This is a genomic window from Streptococcus sp. HMSC10E12, assembly GCF_001807855.1.
Lineage (GTDB): Bacteria > Bacillota > Bacilli > Lactobacillales > Streptococcaceae > Streptococcus > Streptococcus salivarius.
In genome coordinates this window covers 21,197-41,616 of sequence record NZ_KV791109.1, presented here as the reverse complement: position 1 = coordinate 41,616, position 20,420 = coordinate 21,197, and the positions used below count along the sequence as shown (strand labels likewise).

19 protein-coding genes are annotated in these 20,420 nt (G+C 37.1%); 3 read left to right on the top strand and 16 right to left on the bottom strand.

Annotated elements, in window-relative coordinates; translation table 11 throughout:
• Positions 1 to 104: 104 nt before the first annotated feature.
• The 9 genes from HMPREF3112_RS09090 to HMPREF3112_RS09050 form a co-directional block, all read right to left on the bottom strand.
• Complete coding sequence (locus HMPREF3112_RS09090) at positions 105 to 836, bottom strand: hypothetical protein (protein WP_070439415.1); 732 nt, start codon at positions 834 to 836, stop codon at positions 105 to 107.
• A 16-nt stretch (positions 837 to 852) separates the two neighbouring features.
• On the bottom strand, positions 853 to 1,419 hold the full coding sequence (locus HMPREF3112_RS09085; RefSeq protein WP_083278174.1) for a hypothetical protein: 567 nt from the start codon (positions 1,417 to 1,419) through the stop codon (positions 853 to 855).
• Positions 1,420 to 1,777: 358 nt separating this feature from the next.
• On the bottom strand, positions 1,778 to 2,770 hold the full coding sequence (locus HMPREF3112_RS09080) for a hypothetical protein (RefSeq protein WP_070439409.1): 993 nt from the start codon (positions 2,768 to 2,770) through the stop codon (positions 1,778 to 1,780).
• Between the two features lie 537 nt (positions 2,771 to 3,307).
• The gene (locus HMPREF3112_RS09075) at positions 3,308 to 5,356 is read right to left on the bottom strand and encodes a phage tail tip lysozyme (protein ID WP_176744477.1); all 2,049 of its coding nucleotides are present in this window, start codon (positions 5,354 to 5,356) and stop codon (positions 3,308 to 3,310) included.
• A gap of 17 nt (positions 5,357 to 5,373) precedes the next feature.
• The gene (locus HMPREF3112_RS09070; protein ID WP_070439406.1) at positions 5,374 to 5,796 is read right to left on the bottom strand and encodes a hypothetical protein; all 423 of its coding nucleotides are present in this window, start codon (positions 5,794 to 5,796) and stop codon (positions 5,374 to 5,376) included.
• Between the two features lie 3 nt (positions 5,797 to 5,799).
• Entirely contained in the window at positions 5,800 to 6,498 is a 699-nt protein-coding gene (locus HMPREF3112_RS09065; RefSeq protein ID WP_070439403.1) for a hypothetical protein, read from the bottom strand.
• A 3-nt stretch (positions 6,499 to 6,501) separates the two neighbouring features.
• Positions 6,502 to 6,807 carry a hypothetical protein gene (locus HMPREF3112_RS09060; protein ID WP_256262689.1) on the bottom strand — a complete coding sequence of 102 codons (306 nt, stop codon included), beginning with the start codon at positions 6,805 to 6,807 and terminating at the stop codon, positions 6,502 to 6,504.
• Positions 6,808 to 6,830: 23 nt separating this feature from the next.
• On the bottom strand, positions 6,831 to 8,792 hold the full coding sequence (locus HMPREF3112_RS09055) for a TraG/VirB4 family ATPase (RefSeq protein WP_070439397.1): 1,962 nt from the start codon (positions 8,790 to 8,792) through the stop codon (positions 6,831 to 6,833).
• 11 nt (positions 8,793 to 8,803) lie between these two features.
• Positions 8,804 to 9,619 carry a hypothetical protein gene (locus HMPREF3112_RS09050; protein WP_070439394.1) on the bottom strand — a complete coding sequence of 272 codons (816 nt, stop codon included), beginning with the start codon at positions 9,617 to 9,619 and terminating at the stop codon, positions 8,804 to 8,806.
• Between the two features lie 210 nt (positions 9,620 to 9,829).
• Here HMPREF3112_RS09050 and HMPREF3112_RS09045 point away from each other — a divergent pair, with 210 nt between their 5' ends.
• The 3 genes from HMPREF3112_RS09045 to HMPREF3112_RS09035 all read left to right on the top strand — a co-directional run bounded on the left by HMPREF3112_RS09045 (position 9,830) and on the right by HMPREF3112_RS09035 (position 11,123).
• A complete protein-coding gene (locus tag HMPREF3112_RS09045) occupies positions 9,830 to 10,192 on the top strand; it encodes a hypothetical protein (protein ID WP_070439391.1) in 363 nt (120 codons plus the stop codon).
• Between the two features lie 59 nt (positions 10,193 to 10,251).
• Positions 10,252 to 10,641: a hypothetical protein gene (locus tag HMPREF3112_RS09040; protein WP_176744476.1), complete on the top strand. Its 390-nt coding sequence runs from the start codon at positions 10,252 to 10,254 to the stop codon at positions 10,639 to 10,641.
• Positions 10,642 to 10,838: 197 nt separating this feature from the next.
• Positions 10,839 to 11,123, top strand: coding sequence for a hypothetical protein (locus HMPREF3112_RS09035; protein WP_070439386.1), 285 nt, complete (start codon positions 10,839 to 10,841; stop codon positions 11,121 to 11,123).
• Between the two features lie 270 nt (positions 11,124 to 11,393).
• Here HMPREF3112_RS09035 and HMPREF3112_RS09030 read toward each other — a convergent pair whose 3' ends face one another.
• The 7 genes from HMPREF3112_RS09030 to HMPREF3112_RS09000 form a co-directional block, all read right to left on the bottom strand.
• Positions 11,394 to 13,625 carry a DUF8208 domain-containing protein gene (locus tag HMPREF3112_RS09030; protein ID WP_070439383.1) on the bottom strand — a complete coding sequence of 744 codons (2,232 nt, stop codon included), beginning with the start codon at positions 13,623 to 13,625 and terminating at the stop codon, positions 11,394 to 11,396.
• A gap of 3 nt (positions 13,626 to 13,628) precedes the next feature.
• Positions 13,629 to 14,834, bottom strand: a complete 1,206-nt coding sequence (locus tag HMPREF3112_RS09025; protein WP_070439380.1) for a hypothetical protein — start codon at positions 14,832 to 14,834, stop codon at positions 13,629 to 13,631.
• A 20-nt stretch (positions 14,835 to 14,854) separates the two neighbouring features.
• On the bottom strand, positions 14,855 to 15,205 hold the full coding sequence (locus HMPREF3112_RS09020; RefSeq protein ID WP_070439378.1) for a hypothetical protein: 351 nt from the start codon (positions 15,203 to 15,205) through the stop codon (positions 14,855 to 14,857).
• 73 nt (positions 15,206 to 15,278) lie between these two features.
• Positions 15,279 to 17,222, bottom strand: a complete 1,944-nt coding sequence (locus tag HMPREF3112_RS09015) for an AAA family ATPase (RefSeq protein WP_070439377.1) — start codon at positions 17,220 to 17,222, stop codon at positions 15,279 to 15,281.
• Positions 17,223 to 17,624: a hypothetical protein gene (locus HMPREF3112_RS09010; RefSeq protein ID WP_070439376.1), complete on the bottom strand. Its 402-nt coding sequence runs from the start codon at positions 17,622 to 17,624 to the stop codon at positions 17,223 to 17,225. It lies immediately after the preceding gene.
• A 10-nt stretch (positions 17,625 to 17,634) separates the two neighbouring features.
• Entirely contained in the window at positions 17,635 to 18,033 is a 399-nt protein-coding gene (locus HMPREF3112_RS09005; RefSeq protein ID WP_070439374.1) for a hypothetical protein, read from the bottom strand.
• A gap of 35 nt (positions 18,034 to 18,068) precedes the next feature.
• Positions 18,069 to 19,166 carry a hypothetical protein gene (locus tag HMPREF3112_RS09000; RefSeq protein ID WP_256262688.1) on the bottom strand — a complete coding sequence of 366 codons (1,098 nt, stop codon included), beginning with the start codon at positions 19,164 to 19,166 and terminating at the stop codon, positions 18,069 to 18,071.
• Positions 19,167 to 20,420: the final 1,254 nt, after the last annotated feature.

Genomic DNA, 20,420 nt, shown 5'->3' with positions numbered 1-20,420 from the left:
ATTACGAACTACATATATCTTTATTCGCTGGTCAAACATTAAAAGTATAGTGGAACATATAATTAATATAATACTACTGTTTTAGAAGCCATTATAGAAATGAGCTAATCCTTTAAATCAAATCTTAACTGACTTATTTCATCCTCTAGGTTCGAAATTGAGGATTCAATATTATCAGAAATCTCCACTTTTAATGTGTCCAGAGATTTTTCTAAGTTCTCAATTCTTGTGTTTAGTTGTTTAAATTTTATCTCCAATTGTTCCTCAGAACACAAGATATTTATAGCTTCTTTTATATTATCAGCCCTATAATCTTCCAAATAACTAATAATCCTAACTAATTGAGTACTATTTAAATATTTTTCAGGTAAAAAATCAACCTTGCTAAAATGTTGTTCATATTCAGTTAGATGTTCCTGTAGATTCGAACGAGTCTTATTTAGTTCCAGCCATTCTTCCTTAAATTGTTCATTTTCTTTTCGAAGAATTTCGGCTCGTTCTTCTGCAAAAACCTTATAGTACTGCTCTTTAGCCAATTCTTCTTCTTTGGCATATTCCTCTATTTCTGTTAAATTTTCCTGTCTCTTCTTTTTAAAAATTTTTTTATAGCTCAATCGAGAAAGTTCTTTAGGGGCTTCTCCAATGCTTTCAACAATAAAGTTATTGAGATATTTCGCATCAAAAGAGTCTAGTTTTTCTTGTCCCTGGTTTTCTAAAGTTTCAATTTTCTCATTTACCTCTGCATAATTCAAAACCATTGAGTCATAGTTTTCAATATCATATAGCAGATCTTTTAATCGTCCGAGGAGTATGTTATTTGATTCAGAAATTTCCATATAATCTAGCACCTCTTTAGACCGTCTTCTTGAAAAATGATTTTGATCTACTTTTTGATTTACTTTGAATATAAGTTTGCAAATCAATAATTCTATCATTGATTTGGTCCTTATCATCTTCTTTCAGATAACTGATAGTTATTGATAAGTTTTTTAACAATGTTTCATCAACTTTTTTAAGTAACTTTTTATCACTCATAAATTCTCTTATAGCGACTTTCAAATCCAATACAGTTGACTGACGTACATTGTTATCACATAATTCTAGAGTATAGGATGATAAGCAACTAATCAAATTGTTTACTTTTTTATCTCTTTCATCTTGTTTTCTTTTTGGAGTATAGACTATTACTCCAGCAATCCCCGCTGTTGCTATAGCACCAGCAGCTATACCACTAACAATCAGCTTAACGTCATTATTTTTCAGTTCATCTTCATCTACTTCTACAAATTTACCCCACTCAAAAACCCCTGTGTGTCCTGAACCAGGATTCCAAACAACATTTGCTTTTTCAAGGCGTGCTCTACCCTCTTCTATCAGTTTTTGGGCCTCAGGCGATATTACTAGATAACCGTAACTCATTCTCATACGCTACCTTTCATTTTTTGCCATAAATATATCACATCAGTTTTCGAAAAACAATTAGATTACGATAAAGAATTCCTAATAGATGTGTTATCAAGAGAAGATTATCAAAAAGCTATTATAGACTATATTGAATACTAAAACAATAAACTCATTCAGAATAAACAAAACAAAGGACTTAGTCCTGTACAATAAAGAACTAAATCCTTTGCTTAAATTATTTGTCTAACTTTTGGAGGTCAGTACAAAGCAGACTTTTTTATTTTTATTAAGTATACCATCGCTAATACAAAGATGATAGTGTCCATACACGCCACTAGTTAGAACCCAAATATAAATCTACTTTTTATTTGGTTTATTTATTTACAATGGAGTGAATACACTCAATTTTTAGAGTTCTCAACATCTCATCTGTTGTCTCAGAGATATTATAAACATCTTCTATACAAAGATAGAGACCTACTGGTTTCTTATACTGATTTCCATAGTTAAATAATTTCCTAAATATAATGGCTACGAGCTTAGTAATATAAGAATTTTCGTCACTTAATTTGTTAAGAAGCTTTAAAGTCAGGCTAGTTTGAACTTTATTATCTAGGAGGTTAAGCATGTCGTTGAGTGTATCAATGGATTTCTGAAATGCTAATACCTCTTTTTCCTCGTAAAATACTGGTAGCGGGATGTTACCTCCTAGATCAGTATTATGTCCTTTATAGTAAATTTCAAACTCGCTTAAGCAATGACTCGAAAATTTCAAACTAAAAAACCCAAAATTTTTCTCACCTAAGTCCACTAAAGTTTTCTCGACAAACTGATAATTTTCGTATTTCTGTGTGTTTAACTCATACTCCGTAACATAACCAGTTAAAAATGGGGCCCCAAACATCAATGCACAAATACTTCTATGTGTCGCATCTGAAAAGTAACAGTCAATCCCTAACTCTCTATTATAAAAATGGATAAACTTGGGAAGTCCAGCTCGTAAACCCTTCTCAGAATCGCTTTCATAAAAATTATATTGAAACTCCAATCCATTCTTTTTTAAAGAATCAATATTTTCCATTATACGGGTATATTTAACAATACGTTCTGAATTAGAGTTCAAAGGCGAATCGCTAGCGATTGAAGTAAAACAATCATATACACTTCTTCCCTCAATATCCCATCCAGCATCTAATCCCTTTAACTTAAATAAAGGGATTTTTTGTATTCCTTTCTTACACTTCTTCTCAATAAAGTTATAATAAAAATCTACCGCTTCAAATCGCCTTTCTTTCATCTTTTCGATATGCTGCTGACTAATCCCCTGACTAGTCAGAATATGATTTAACTCTTTAATAGTAACCACATTCTACCTCCAACTATCAATATTATTTTAAGTCCTAGAGTACAGCATATAATACCTCTAGAAGTTTTTTAATACATGATTAGTTCTTCTTATTATAACATCTACTCTTTTCTATATTACCAGAAAATAATATCAAAATCTTCTCATACAAGCATATTAATCTCCTTTTCTATTATTTGAATACAGCTTTTACGATTACAATAAATACGATTACTGCTACAAAGAAGCAAAACATAGTTTTGACTTTTCGTAGAATTTTTTCTTCATTTTTCATAATTAACCACCTCCTTTCGTCTCGGTCAATTATATTATGTCAGAAAAAATTATTTTTTATTGAAATTTTTTGAACCATAAAAATCAATATTTTTTCGGTTCGAAATATTAATAATTCAATAATATATTTTTATGTATTATTAGTAACTGTTAAGTACTCAGAAAAGGAGTCCCAAAGTGGGACTCCTTATTCCAATATATACATAACTATGTTTATGTAAAAATTACCATTTTAATTACTAACTACTATGTCTTCCTTTTTGTCTATTCTTTAGATGGTGCTCCACCTTTTTGTGTCTTAGGATCAATCACCATACCAACTTGTGGTTGGGTATCTCCTAAAATTATTGATGCTGGACTCAAGAAATCACCATACTGGAAGACTTTCGTTTTCCGACGTTCAAAGTGAATATGTGGTCCAGTAGCTGCACCCGTTTGTCCAACATAACCGATAAGTTGGCCTTTTTTGACCTTATCCCCTTTCTTAACAAGAGGAACATCACGCATATGTCCATAATAGATAATAGTGCCATCTGGAAGAGTGTGCATCACGTGGTTACCGTCGATATTCATCGCCTCTTCATTGACCTCTACTACTTCACCGTCTGTTACGGCATAAATTGGAGAGCCTTCTGGTGCTGCAAGGTCCATTCCTGTGTGTCCTGAACCAGCATTTGGTCCACCTGCATTAGCTGATGCACCGAAAAGTTGGGTAATGGTATAAGGAACATCAAGTGGCTGACCAGTATCAGTGCTGAGATTACTACTATCGCTGTTGCCACACGTATCTGCATCTACTTCCTCCTTGTCATCATCCTTATCCTTCTTGTCTTTCGGACGATAGACATAGACTTTTCCGTAGTCCATAGTAATACGGTCTCGATATTGGCCATAATTATTCTCAGCAATCCCGTCTGTCGATGGGGAACATTGGATAATATTTTCCTTATCCTCAACTAGCATGGTCTGTCCTTTATCTCCAGAGCTACTACCTTTCGTACCCCAGATAATGACATCTCCTTTTTCACGGTTTTGGACATCATCTTTAGACGACCAGGCACCCTCATACACTAACTCATAACCATTGTCTTTCAACCAATCGTGTTCTGAATCGGTATCTACTGGAGACCCAGATTCTTTAGCACCGCCGTCAACAAGGGCATAGTATAGAGCAGATGAATGGTCATAGCTATCTGGCCCAGTACGAGCATCACGAGAATACTTGACCTTCCCTAGCTTATCCTTATACCACTTGATAGCCTTATCAGTATCAATAGACTTCTTGTCTTTATCACTGTCTTTTTGGCTATCCTTGTTGCTAGAGTCACTTGATGAACTGCTTGAACTGCTATCGTTATCATCGTCTTCGTTGTCGCTATCTTCTTCATCGTCGTCACCGTCATCATCATCTGAACTTTGTGACGAGGAGTTATTGGAAGAAGCACCGCCACCACCAAACGCCTTTTGGAACTTGGCATCATCGTACTTATATTTACTTGCTTCGAAGACTTCCGCAAACTTCCTTGCATCCACCTTCTTCTGATCTGGTTTGACATAAGCCATATTACCTCGTTCGTAGGCATTCCATGACATAGCAGTTTCATCGATATTGGTTTGTTTCGCAAACTCCTGAAATGACCAGTTATGGCCAGATTCGTCATAGGCTGGGTTCCAGTCACCTTTTGAGATTGCATCGATAACGAAGGCAACCATCTTATCCGCATCTTCCCAGTCCGGACTATTTAGAGGTGCATATTTCGTGTAGGGGTCAAACTGGAAAATTCCACCACCCCCAAGCGTATTAGATGTCCCACCTGTCGTTGGAACAGCTCCCTTAGAAATGGAGTCATTGATACCACCGCCATAATGCCCTTGGGCACGTCCAATGATGTCATAGCTCCCTTCAGAGTTTGCCCAACCTACAGCCCCTGCAGCAGATTCCCCAGACAGTCCGGCATTCACAAAAGCCATAAATACTTTGTGGGCATTCTCATAGGCTTTTGTCCCCTTCGTGAAGGGATCAGAGTCGCCTGCAGATGCTGAGTCTGTTTTAGTAGAAGTCGATTGAGGCTTAGAGCCATCATCATCGCCTTCTTCATCATCATCTTCTTCATCGCCGTCTTTCTGGTAGGTTACACATTGAGAACTAATCTTTTTAGATTTATCACCTGAAGAACTGACTGTTCCCATGATACCAGCAATGATCGTAACTAAAATAATCGCAAGCGTTAAGACCGTTCCTATAATAACTGTTGTCTTAAATCCAAAAATCGTTAAAAGAACACGAGCAGCTTTATCACCTATTCGTTTCAAATATCTTAGTCACCCCCTTAATGAAGTAGTGCGGTTAGCCAGTACCAACCAAATACAAGTAATAGTCCTAGGGCAAGAAAGATACTTTGTTTAATGAATTTTCGATTTCGTTTTTGTTGTTGCTTTCGCATCCAAAATGAATCTTCATCTGAGTAATAGTCTTTGTGACGTTCCACTTGCAAGTTATAATAGTCTGTCACATCCTCCTTGACACTGGATAACCTTTCTTTCCCACGCGCAATGAGACCTTGTTTTTTCTCTTGTTCACGTGAGATACTATCCTCACCAAAACCGTCATAGTAGGTATCGTAAAACGCTGAATAATCTACTTGCTCTTCGAGGCTTTCCGGATAGACTTGGTCTTGATGACCATTTAGAGAATCTAGTTCTAGTTCACGTTGAATATACTGACCATCTCGTTTAAAACGATAAGATACCATATATTAAAACCTCCTTAAGCCAATAATTGGCATTTTTTGTGGAGCAATATAGAGTTTATCTGTTACAGTTACCTTAGAAAAAGGTACACCTTTAATTCTGAAAGTACGGTGTAACTCTTTAACAACGAGACCAGCTTTATAATCTTTTTCTGTCACTTCTTCCTTAAAGAGTTCTTCATAGGCTGATACCTGAATCAAGTCTAGGAGACGATAAGCAGATTGATAAGCATAATAGTTACTTCGATTAGCCAATCTCTTTTCAAAAAGAGGTGAATATTCCTTTGAGAAGAATGATACGATCTTAACAGCTCGTTTTCTATGGTTATATTCTAGTTTAGCCATAACCCATGAAAGCCCCCAAGTCACTAGCGTGATAAAGCCCCAGGTGTTCATCAAACAAATAGGAAGAAGACTAAACATAAGAATATGCTTTGCTTTCTTGATACGTTCACGTCTCTTACCAGTAAGTAGCTGATAAAGGGCTACAATCAAGGCACAAAACACATATGGTGTATAGGCAATAGCCATAAAATGAACACCATAGGCGAATAAAAGTGTCTGATAGAGCATAAGATAGCTATAGAAACCAACCAAACCAAGAACTAAACTAATAAGGAAGGAAACTATCCTAAAGAAACGTAGTGTCTTAATGTCATAAGCTATATTGTTAACCCATAGAGACATTTGCATTAGTGTGGTCATTATTTAATTTTCCTCCTCTGGTTCTTCTTCTGTTTCAAATATTCTCGACTCAAATCGAGCAGGTTCTTGGTAGATAATCATAGCTGAGTACTCATCCACTTGCTGACTTCCAAATAAGCCACATAAACTACTTAAAAGATGTGTTTTTCGCATCTGATAAGTAATATCAACAACACGACAGGTCTTTTTGTAAGCCAAGATCTCTAAGTAATCATTTACAATTCTTTCCAAATCATGCGGATTATCCTTTGTCAGAATTTTAGTTTGTAATTGGAATACCTCATCAGAATATGGTTGCTGTAGGTTCATTGTATTTTCCCCTTTCACCATTCCTATGGTAAGAATGCATAGCGAACATGTTCATCATACGGATACTTACCATAAGACCTATTATCTGCTAGTTGATGATTGAAGACTAAGTTCTTGACAGAAGCAATATTTAGGAAGAAATTACCATCTCTTAAATATTTAAGTGACGAAAGCTCACTCTCGGTCATTTCCCCTTGTAAAGCATCTGCCAGACGAGGGATAGTCAAATCACCTAATTGAGAAAAGACACGATACGTCATCATAGAGAAAATCGCACGTGTCGCTAAAACGTAGTCCACTGCGTCCGTAGAGTTTGCATTCAAGAGGATGTTATCTAACGAACTCATTTCCATAATAAATGCAGAATAGTTACTACTTACATTCTCAATCAAATCCTTTAGAAAGTTAAGAGACTCTGAATAACGATAATTGAAGAGCTTATGTGCTCCGTTAATGGTAATAATGCTATGAGGTCGCTGGCTCTTATCTCCCCCGATAATCCCTCTACGGAAATACTCAGATACCCTTCTTCCATTTGCTACAGCGTATGATGAAATGATAGATAACACTTGGTAAAGCTGAATATTAAGAAGTTCAGTATCTTGAATCCCAGAGAGGTCAAAGGTCACAACTTGTTCATTTGAGAAATCTTCAAACTGTGAGGTCGCATTTAAGAAGCGATAATCCCCCAATAGACCAGAGAAAGCATTAAAGAGACGGTCATAACTTGCAGCATCAATTTCATTCCCCTCTGCGATTTTGTCCTCTTTAAGCTTGTTTAAGCGTTCTACCCAATGAGATAGAGTCGGATAATCTTCTGGAATAACATTCGTAATCGTTAAGTCTTCTTGGTCCATAACTTCTGCATTACGGTTCCACAGACTACGGTCTTCATAAAAGTCGTTTAAAGCAGATGACAAATTATTGAGGTCAGAATTCTTTAACCCTGGATCAAGAATTTGAGCTAAAGCCCGTAATTTATTACGGTGGGCATAGAAAGATTGGACCTGGTCTGTTGTTTCTCCATCTGCAGAGGAAGCCGTCGCAATAATTTGCATGAGGTTAATATGATTTCGATTATTTGTCCCAGACATCTTGACATATCGACCACCTTGCATTTCCGTAAGTTCTTTTAATTTCCCAGTAAGGTCTATGTTAAAAATGGTATGCCCTTTAGCAAAATAGGTGTCAATCAAGTTACCTAACAGTTTCATTTTTCCGTTTCCTGCTCCGGCAATCAGCATTGAAGGGATTTTACGTTCCCTATCTTCATGCAAAAGGTCAAAGTTAACAACACCACCTGTACGAGTTTCCCCCAAGTAAACGCCATAGGTATCCATTAAGTTCGTATGGTTAAAAGGATAGCCAGCACCTAAATCCCAGACAGATGCGGCTTGCCCTTTTCGACGTAGTGGGGTATCTTCCAAACGAGACGCTGGAATAAAAGCTGTATGGTATTCGACGTCTTGCATGCCATCTGAAGAAGAGATAGAATACTGATTCAACTGTTGCTTAAGATCAGCTTCTCGTTCGACCAACTCATTCAAGGTGTTTGCAGCTAACAAAAACCGAGTGTGAATTTTTTTAGAAGGAACATTGTTACCTAGTTTTTCGCGATAGTCTAACAAAGAACTGATACGCATCTTATCATCGGCATCTTGTGCAGCCTTTGTATTTTGAGTGGCTAACATATTCGAAATAGCTTTTGAAGCTAGGTCGGACATTTCACTATTTGCAGCATGTTCTAAGGACATAAAACTGATAACATTATCAACGAGCATTAAATCACTCATCCAGAAGTCAGGTAAACCGTGTTCTGGATATCGGTCATATGGAACATGAGCAATCTTATAATAACCGTTAGCTTGTCTCCAATAGCGATCATCATGTTTGAAATCAGGAATATCACTTTGAATCCTACTAATAAGATTGAGGTCATAACCCTCTCGAATATATTTCTTGATTTTTCGTGAATTTAAATCCATGTAAACTCCTTCTAGTACTGATTAAGTGAAACATTAAGTGAATCATTAAAGTTGTAATATTGAGTCAATAACTCTTCTTTCTTTTCTACCGATACAACTTTTGGGGTAAAACCGTGGTTCGAGGCAATCGTTAGTGTGGTACGTGTATTGGAATCAATTTCAGCCAAAGTATCTCCAAACACCCAAATAAAGAACTCGATATTTTGTTGATTGATCGCAATAACTTGTTGGACGAGATATTTTGTTTTCAAAATATCTTCTCTTTGTCTAAGCTGATAAACAAGTCTCTCTTTACGTGAAATGGTATCAATGTCATCACCATCATTGATGATCAATTCTGGAGCGTTCTGTTCTTGTTTGACTTCATCTAGAAGACGTAGCAATTCGTTAGATTGACTTGAGACATCTGTTGGCAATTTTGTTGTCTGAATCATCATGTCAAAGGCAGTCCCAGACAGAAAAAGAGTGAATCCTACTTTAATTGCTGCCTGTTCCTCGTTAGACATCGCTTGAATATCTTGCCCAAACACCTCAAAAATCTGCACATATCCTGAATAGCCATTAGCTAACCGTATCGGTTGATTAGGATAGCCATATAGAATAGACTTCACATCAGTTATCGCAACAGTGTCTAAAAAGTCTTTACGCTTTTTCTTATTGAGCGGAACATACACGAACTCCTCTCCAGCACGTTCGCCAAGGTCGATACTTTCAAATTTTGTTTGTTTTTCTTTCTTTTTAGCTTGTTTACTTTTACGTGCCTCTTCTTTTTTTCGCTTTCTAAGTTCTTTTTTTGTTAAGACTGGTTCTTCAATTAAACCTGGCATATGATTTCCTCCATAAACATTATTCTCCACTATTCTATAAAACAACATAGGATGTTCGTAACCCAGTGACACCTCTTAACTACCGAATCTCATCGGCATGTTTTTGATTATTTACATCTATTTAGGGCTCTCTGTCCTTGTCTAGCTACTTCAAAATTGATACAATCAAATAAATACAATCGCAATAATCTTTCTAGGAGGGATTTTAGGATGCTACATATTTTACAAGATTTTTACTTTTCACTCTATATAAGCACTTGGACCTCATTTAAATGGTTACTTTATTCCGCACTCATCGGTATTGCCTGCTTACTAATCAACCTTCTTTTTTCTATGGTAAGCGATGCTGCAGAAATGATTTGGCTTAAATTTTCTTTGTCTCTAACTGGAATCTTTGCACTATTTTGTTTATTGATGACACTTCATGGTATTATCCATTCTGTAGGAATAATGATAGGGGCTGTCTCTGGTTTCTTTTTCCCAGTATTCGGTTTACTTATTGTCTGTGGTATTATTCTATTCATCATTGGTCTTTTCAATCCTCTGTTCCTCTTCTTTTTAGTTAAGAAATAAAAAAACAAGCCAATTTAAAGGTTTGTTTCAGAGATAAGATTATCAGTAATCTTGAAACGTTGCTTGAGATTAGTGAAACGGTTGATTTAGAGCGACGAATGAAAGAGCTGGAGACTGAGGTGGAGGTTGTTAGCCAGATGATTTCTAAGCTAGTCACATATAATGCCGTAATGCCACAAGACCAAGATGCTTATCAAGAAAAGTATCGAAACTTGGCTGATAGGTATGAGGCATTAATTGTTGAACTTAAATCGGTAGAAAAGCAACATCTTGATAAAGCTAAACGGAATAAAGAAATTCGTGAGTTTTTAGAAGCATTGAAAGTTCAAGAAGGTTTAGTAACAGAGTTTGATGATTTTCTTTGGGAAACAATGGTAGACAGAGCAATAATTAATCATGAAAAATCAGTCACTATTAGTTTGAAAAATAAAATGGTAGTGATTATTTAATAACTGTGCCGTAATTTTATTTGTTATGGCAATAAGTTATGAATATATGGTACAATTAGATTATAATGTCAACAGGGAGAAATTTATGCCATAAATAATGAAGAACAAGCGTAAGGCTTCACAAATAATAGGAAATTCAGATAAAGGAATAATGATTATAGTGTATAGAGGTACATAAAAAATTTAGGAGATAAAACATGGAAAATACAACTTTAAGGAGTGTGCTAAGCCAACTAGAAGGAAATGCCTGGCAGTGTAATTATATGGTAACAAATACTAGTCTTGATAAAACGACATCTGGTAGTGCACGTCTTATTTTTTATAATGATAATTTGTTGATTAAATGGGATAATGAATATAGATTAGAATATAAAGTTGGTGCAATTCCAGTATCTAGTTTTTCAAAATATCAAAATGTAGAGTATGATGGTAGAACGCTTACTATCATAACTTCGAAATGGGAAATGTATTTTACTTTTTAGTAGAAAACAAATCAATAACTTGGTCGTATCGTTGGGTATGACCTTTTTTTGAATATTATTCGAAGAAATTTGAAAATCTTCAGAATGAACACAAAGTCCTCAGAAGTTATACTTCTGGGGACTTTTCTTGCTTTGAGGGAGTATAATAAAAGAGCTACAAAACACCTTGTATTGCAGTGTGACTATAAAAAAAGACAAACATCGTTTTTGATGTTTATCTTCATTCTGAAACAAGCCAATTTAAAGGCTTGTTTTTTCGTTAACTATTTATTACAACTCTCCGTCTTCTCCAGCATCAAGTTTCTGGAAACGGCGATCACTATCTAAGCTATTTTTCTTTGGTAAGCTTTGAGTAGGAGAGATAATATTCGAGGTATCTCCCTTTGGAGTAACTCTTCCTGCTCCCCCAGTGTTATCAAGGATTTTATCTCTAACATTATCTCTAGCGCTTGTATAACCTTCTCCGAAACTACTAGAGAAATCTCTTTTAACTGCTTGACCTGCACTCCTGAATTCAGTTCCAACAACTTCTTTACCAGATTTAACAGTCTCTTTGACTCCTCTAGATACATTGCGTCCAGCAGTACTCATTGAATTACCAACAATCTCTCTATACTTGAGACCATGAGCTCTTCTATCGGCCATTGCATTCCAAGTACCAGCTACAGTACCGGCTGTAGCACCTGCAGCAGTCAGAGCACCTCGTCTGATACCATTAGCAGTTGACCCTACTGTACCTCCTGCACTCTTGAGACCTCTGATTCCAGTACCCACGCCATTTTTGAGATGATTAAATCCACTTTGATTGCGTCTTCCAGTGACTGGATTATACCCACCAATAGCGAAGTTTCTAGCACCACCACCCATTTTATTAGCAGCCATCGCACCAACAGCCATTGTAGCAACTCCAGCCTTAGTTCCACTTGAAAGGTTAGTATCAATACCTATCCAGCGTTCCAAAACTTTTGAACCTTGAGAAACCGCAAGATAAACACCAAGGTAAACCGCAATCGTCGCAATGGCATGTTGGAATGGATCTAGTCCATCATAGAAACTTCCACCTAGAGTTTTCTTAGCAGCATCAGATGCTCCAGAACCTAGATTGAGTTTCACTTCACTATAAGTAATTAAGAACCATTGAGCTACTTTAACGAATAGTAGTTGGAACCAGATGGCAGCAATTCCTGTCATAACTTCCTGCCAAACTTCCAAGATTCTCATACTATTTCCCACTGCTGCGTAAGAAACGAGGGGTGAAATAATCACTGTTATAAGCGTTTTGAAAATTACTCGTACCGTAGTTACTAGCAATCCGACAAGAAGAAGTAAAAGAATAATTTGCTGAGTTATCAGTGCTATCCAATCAACTTTATAGCGAGCATAAGTTGGTAAGAAAGCAGTATTATCAAAACCAAGGAAATAACCTGATTTTGAAGTGGTAACTCGTGCATAAGCAATCTTACCATCTGCATAACGAATGGTGTTGAGCGTGGATCTCATTACATCAGAGAAACCATTATAAGGTGAATTTGCCTGATCCTCCTTCAAGTCTTTTTGCTCTTTCCAACCAGTAAAGAACAATTTACTTGTTTGAAGAAGGGCTGTTACTGGGTTAGACATCGCAGCACTATTTTTAACCTGTTGCCACCAATCAACCGAACCGTCTTCTCGTATTCCTAACATCTTAGGTAGCGACGATACTCGTCCTTCACGTCCAGAATAATACTGCAACATGGCTTTATTGGTTGGGCCATAAGTTTCAGTAAAATTGGTGAACCAAATATTACCATCTGAAATGGTATTCCAGTTTTTATCCCCCGCTATAAAATGAGTATCTTCATTATATCCTAACTTATCTGTATCAAAATCCATTGCATACAGCATTTCGAGGTCAACCGTATTGCCCCTAAATGGCGTTACAGAAAGCGAAACACTCTGACCACTACCCATTATGTCATAATAGGCTAGTCCTACGGTATCCTTCGCTATAGCACTACCAAATTTTGAAGCGAACACCGGAAGTGCAGTTACAGAAAACGTAACCAAAATAATGTGATTGAAGAATTCTCGGTACCTGAAAGGTGCTCCTGCCATAGCCATTATAAGACGAATGAGAGTTACCAAAACAAACAATGAAATCCCAACGATTTGAAGCCACTTATAAACTTGACCAACAAAGCTATCGGATTGACTAATATAGTCAAACATCCCGAATAACTTAAACATGTTAAGGTAAGCTTTCTCAATCGCATAACTAAAACTATAGATACCTTTTGATAGCATCTCGGGAATAAAGCCAAAAGCTATAAAGACCCCAGTTGTTGGGTGGAGGTATTGGTCCCACTGTGCATAAAAGGATGCCAATAATAGCTCTTTATCTTTGTCACCTCCCCAACCTTTAGGACCAACTTCATTAGGCCAATCTTTCGATTGAGAGATCATATCTGATAGGGATGGCCAGACCTTCCCTTGTTCAATCTCAATTGTTGCTTCTGCACCCATAGGTTATCCCTCCTTGTTTTCAGCTGAAGTTTCAGTAGAAGGAGATGTTGGAGTTGCAAATGCTGTTGTTGTTGGTTCAGATGTAACCACCCAACCTTGAGTAGCTGATGGTTTTTTCTTAACATTGAAAGTAACTCGACGAACAGTCGTTTTTTGAGCCTCATCCGTTGTACCTACAACGTATGTAACCTCATAGGTATCTTTCTCATTCTTAACGAGTTCAACTTTCTCCAACATTGTGCTAGAAACAGTCGCTACCTCTGGGTTAGTAAATTTAGCGTCGTTATTATCCAAGTAAGCCTTAAGCTTATCCTTGTCTCCTGAATAATAGTATGACAAGAAATAACGAGCCATGACATCAATCTCATGTTCATGATCTTGTATCATTGTAAGACGCTCAACTTTATCTGTTGTGGCCACAAGTTCTTTCTTCACGCGCGTGAAATTGCTATTATAGACCATTAGCATCAACAATAAAAACATCGATAAGGTACAAGAGACAATAGCCAAAATCAATGGCAACTTACTTGGTGGTCCTACTTCTTCATCTTCATACACTCTGCCTGTTTTCTCCTTCCGTTTCTTGGCCCCTGCAACTGACTGTTTATGCTTATCCTTATTCGACATAAGACGATTTGGAAGTTCTCCTTCAATCGTTCCTGGTTTTGGATAAGGTGGCATATCAACAAGAGACAAGCCTAGACTTTCAGCATAACATGGAAGTAACCCCATTGGACCACTGAAAAAGTTAGAGATCCCTTCATATGTTGTCTTCTCAAACCGTTTATCACGGTGTGCTTCTTCGATGAGTGGGGTAACGAGTTCCTTATAATCTTTCGTAATAACAAAAGGGGTAATCTGAGGTTGTCCTTCAATACTAGGGACTCCCGTAGTTGGTCGTGTGACACGACCATTTTGTTCCATCGGTTGACTAGCAAGGGCAATTCCTTTTAAGGTAAATTCTGAATAACGCTTTTTGATTTCTCGAAAAAGTAATTCTGCTTGTTTAAAAGTTAGAAATGGTAGACTTTGAGCAATACTTTCCTTCTTATTACTAGGGAAATATTCAGTATCTAGGTCATCAATGATATCCGCTAACTCTTCATCCTTTTTAGGATTTGCTTTTCCTTTCCACTCAATATAAAGAAACAAGGCATCTGGAAACAATACCTTGCGATTCCCCTTTATGGTAAGTAATTCTTTTTCCATAAAGTATACCTCTTAAAGATTTATTTTGGTTGCCAAAGATAATCAACAAATGAAACAAGTGCTGAGCCAGCACATAGTGCGATTGCAATCCACATGAGTCGGTCAAGGGCCACCGTTCGTTTCTTATCACCCATCATCATCAAGATACATGCTCCTAAACCACTTAGTATTGCTATCCCCGGGAATAAGAGACGTAGCATATCTGAAAAGTTATTAATTGAATTATTAGCTTCATTAGCTGGGTTAACAGTCCCATTTCCTCCAGTTTGCTCCGCAAAAGCAAGGGATACAGAGTTTAACGTCAACAAAGCAGTCATTCCTAGTGTTGATGCCTTTGTCTTCACGTTGTTCAAAAATGTGTTTTCTTTCAAAACAGCCTCCTTAAAAATTTAATATCTGTAGTCTACAATATTCCATCTACGAGTCACAACCTAGTGACACCCCTTAAGAAGTAAGCAAATAGTTACCATACTCCTCTGGAGGTATCCGTTTGACACTAATATGCGTCTGACGCCTATCTTGAACTGTCTTTCTACCTGAGTTACCATACGCAAACGTTCCTGGTGCATGTCCAGATAAAGACACATCAACCATAAAGTAATCTTGTGGCTTTCGCCCAAGGAAATACAATTGCTCAAAGATTTCATCAGTTAACACTTCATCAATAGTTCTCTCTAAAGGCCTTGCTCCATCTTCTGGACTAACACCGACACTACTAAGATATTCATAGAAGTATTTTTTGCCATCGATAGTTTGGTCACCATCCTTAACATCCTCATAATTAATAAGGATATGATGCTCTTTAAACCAACTACTCTCATGTACAGCCATTTTTGAATAGACAATCTTATCAATGGTTTGTTTCGTCAAGATATTAGTCACCTCAATTTTCCAGCGGTTGATAAATTCAGGACGTTTAAAGATCTTGATTAACTCGTCTCTCATGTCCTTCATGAACTCTTTATAGTCAGTCTTGTTCATTTCTGTAAAGGTCTGACCAGAGGTGATATATTTATCTTTGATTCGCTTATGCCCCACGTTTGATGTTGCAATGATAAACGTATTCTTAAAATTGATTTTTCGTCCACGTCCGTCAGTTAAATGCCCGTCATCAAGCATTTGCAAATACAAAGCCCAGACATCTGGATGAGCCTTTTCTAACTCGTCCAATAGTACTAACGAGTAGGGATTCTTCTTAATTTTCTCCGTTAAGTCACCTTTTCGCTCGTCATTTCCTATAAGACGAACAACAGCATTATCAGTCATGTATTCTGACATATCCAGCCGAATCGTCGCTTCTTCACTGCCAAACAGTTGTTTGGCTGCTTGTTTCGCCAATTCAGTTTTACCTGTACCTGTTGTTCCAAGTAGAAGAAGAGTTCCTAGAGGTCTTCGTTTGTTCTGCCCACCCTGGATACCTTTATACATAAGGCGTGCTATAGTTCGAATCACATGGTCTTGCCCCTTAACAACAGCACGCATACCTTCTGCAAAATCCACTGGTGTTGATGACGTGCGTAGGAGACTTTCCATTGGAATACCTTTTTTACGGTGAATGACATTCGCAATATCTCTTAAGGTAATCTCTGATTTTCCATCGATATTTGCAGTCGCTGAAGCTTCATCAATAATATCAATAGCTTTATCTGGAAGCATTTTATCCGTAATATAACGAATAGATAATTCTACTGCTGCCTTAATGGCATCATTAGGAATTTCAATGTCAAGTTCTCGTTTGTACTTGGGTCGACGTTTTTTCAAGACCAATATCGATGCCTCTTTATCCAGTTCATCAACGTAAACTGGTTGTAGACGTCGTTCCATTGCAGGATCTCGTTCAATAATCATAAACTCATCAGCTGTGGTAGCTGATATAAGATAGATTTCCCCACGAGATAAGGCTGGTTTCAAGCTATTTGCCACGTCAAGAGCACTGCCCTCAACCCCAGTTCCCATAATGGTATGCACTTCATCAATAAAAAGAATAAACTCATCTTTATGAGCCATAAACTCTTTAATCAATCCGTCCATTTTGGCAATGATGTTCACCTCTTTACCAGTATGATCAAATTCTTTCCCTTGGATAGCAGATAATTCTAGTTGCTTAACCTGCTTACCTCGGAAACGTGTTGGGACGTGGGCTTTATTGTTAAGAATATCCGCACAAATTCCCTCTACAATAGCTGTTTTACCTACACCAGCTTCACCAATCAGAACAGGCGAGTTTTTCTCTAATCGATTTAGTGAGATAAAGACTTGTCTGATTTCATCTTGTCTACCCCAAGCCACAAAATCTTGACGCTTGGGTCTGATTTTCTCAGTAAGGTCTGTTGTGTATTTGTCAATATAAGGAGTCTTACTAAGATTATGGTTAGTCCTCTCCTTCATCTATTTATATTTCCTTCCTAAACGTTCTGCAGCCTTATCCATTAAGTAACGACGGTTTTTCGAGCCGTCATCTCTCAACTCTGGATAACAGTTCTTATCAATTGGATAATAACGTTTCTTTGTCCGACGGTGTGCATGAATAAATTCCCAGAACTTATTTCCACCAGACGAAGACGGAATCATCCAATAAATCGTTAAAGTCATTGTACAGATTAAATTGATTAGGAACTTCAACTCCTGCCCTCTAGGGAAAAATATATCCCTGAATTGTAGCGGAAAAACAAAACTCCCTACTATAATAAAGGCTTTCATTACCGGAACACCGTAGTACTTTACCTGCGTGTAAAGACCACGAGGCAGTCCCCAGTTCCCCTCTTGTTGTTGATTTTCTTCTTGATTCATCCAGTACCTCCTAGAAATCAATATCCATCATTGGTTGAATATTACTTTCAAAATAAAGGAAATAATGGAATTTCTCAGTCAAAAGCTCTACTTGATTCCTCTGAATACAAATAGATCCTTTCTCTCCAAAATCAATATCCAAAAGGTCCGTACATTCAATACGGCATTGGTTCAAGTGTTTCTTAACTACCTCAATGGATGTTTCAGAGTCATGATGAACATTACTTGAGACAAAACTACGAAAGTTCTTCCAACCAACTTCTTTATCAATGATTTGATGTAGGCGTTCTAAACCGTCTGCCCATTTCCCTCTAAAAATTTGAAGGGGTTCATTCATAGCGTTACCTCGCTGATATTTCATCAATAGGCAGTCCTGGTTAAGTAAATAGCGTTGTTCGTCAATTGTCATAATCGTTAATAAAGTCCTTTCTTTCCTTTTTATATTTATTCCCCAATATCTTGTTTTACTGAGCGCACTGGTGAATTAAACTTGTAAGTACCATTCTTAACTGCTTTGATATTCTTTTCAATCTGTTCAATGATTGTCTGAACATAAGCAGCATTTTCACGCGCTTTCGCTCCGTCCTTCTCTTTAGAGTCCATACTTTTCTCGATAGCTTCCATATCACTCTGCTTATCGGTTAAGTCGTTACCGACCAAGTATTCTGACTCACGTTTCAACTGCTCCAATGTCTTAGTATCTTCCTGAATACTGTCATCAAGTGTTTTTGCAGAAGCCAAGAGTTCTTTTCGTTGACCTTTTTGATATTTCAACTCCTCTTCAAAAATATTGAGGGCAAACTTCTCACGAGACAAATTCTTGACATATTTGTTTTTGAAGAGTTCATTTTGAGGAGTAACAAAGAAATCAACGTAGTTCTTATTCCCTTCCTTATCTTTTTGTTTATTCTGCTTAGAAACTGAAGCGTCATTAGAACTAGATGATAAGTAGTCACTGTATTCTTGAACGTCAATCTTGAGACTGTTTGAGTTCGGTGTCTTATTTGTCGCACGAATAACCATGAGCGTATAATCTGAGGGCACATTACGCATGACTAGATACACCTTATCTCCGGTTAACGGAATGACTTCTAAGGTCACTGCTTCAGGATTCTTAACACTACTTGGCAAGAAAACCTGCCAATCAAGATTTTCAGTATTAATCCCTTTTTTGATAGCACTAGTAGCATCTGATGTTGTCAATTCCATAACGACTAATCCATTTGACGAAGAGTAAGTCATAGAAGTTGCGGTGATACTTCCAAGGCCATTACCAAATGATTGTGTTGCCTGCAGCTGTGACTCTAGGTAAGTAACGCGGGTGGGAGAGAAATAAGCAGTTGTAGCTGTCCAGACCATTGTTCCCAGTAATGCATAACTAATGATCATCGTTCGTTTTAACCGATGTCGTCTCAAGTAAGAGAGAACGCTGTTGCTCTCCCAGAAGGACTTGATCCTATTTGCTGCTCTAATCGGAAGATACCGCCAACCTTCCAGCTCTTCGAGCCCCTGTGTATTTTCATAATCTTTAAATTCTACCATGAAGCCATGATAGGCTATTTTATATTGGTGTCGCAACCTAGTGACATAGGTTGACTTTTGAGATGAAATTACTCTTATTCTGGTTTCCTTGCCTTGAAATAACAGGTCCAATAGGCTATACTAAAAATGTGTTTAGGAGTACTCCTAAACACAGTCATTGTTTTTCCCTTCGGGGAATTTTATGGAGAGGTTGCTTTTCTCCTTCTTCTCCATATCTTCTTTTTCATAAAACGTCATTGTTTTTTGAAAATATTGTTGTTGTAACCATTGGGACTTCCTGTTGTCTCGATGGTTTTTTTCTATTCAAAATAAGTTCCGTTGACAACAAAAAAGAGGCAGCCCACAATGGACTACCTCTCTTCCCAAGAGAAATTTCTCTGGAGAAGAAAAACAATGACTATTTTTAGTTTAACAGCGAGGGGAGAAACCTCATAACACTAAAAACAGAAAGGATAGTTATGCTTTGGGGGAGGTCCCTGATTCATAACTAATAGAACTTAATAGATTATGTTAGATGCGAGAGGAGAAATCTCGTCTAACCTTACAACAACAATGGTTGGGTTAAGGAGAGGGGAGAAACCTCATTCCTTAACCTTGATATAAGTATATCATAATAGGTCTTGTATTCGAAGCTCAGAGGATACTTTATTTCACTTTTTTATATTTTTCAACCAGGTTTCGTAAATGCTGCCAACCAGATTAAGTGGAAAGCAAATTGCTTTATAAAAAACAATCTAAACAAAAAACACCATCCTAAAATGGTGTCTATACTACTATTAATGCCTACCAAATAATTTTTCTGCTTTATTGCGAGACATCTCAATAAGAGTTTGCGACAAGCATAAGTCGACAACAATCATAAAGTCAGAGTTCTGTCTTAACAACCCAGTTAATACTAAGAGTGCTAGAACTAAACCTACTAAGTTCAATTGTTCCTCAGAAACCATATCTCTTTGTTGGCATTCCTCGTGGCCTCCGATGAAAAATTGATTGATCATCTCAGATTCTATTTTAAGCTTGCGGTTTCATCTTTTCTAGTAAACTCATACACTCAATACGTGTCGACAATATACAGTTATATTATGCCATGGGGTTTTAACAATCCTAAACTTTCCTATCGTATCATTAATAGTTTTTTGAACATAATCAGAAATCTTATTAAAACATTCCGTAGCTAATGGATAACGTTCCAAAAATTACTCGAAAATACCTAAAACACCGTCATCAAAGTGACTATTTGTAACTTCTCGTTGA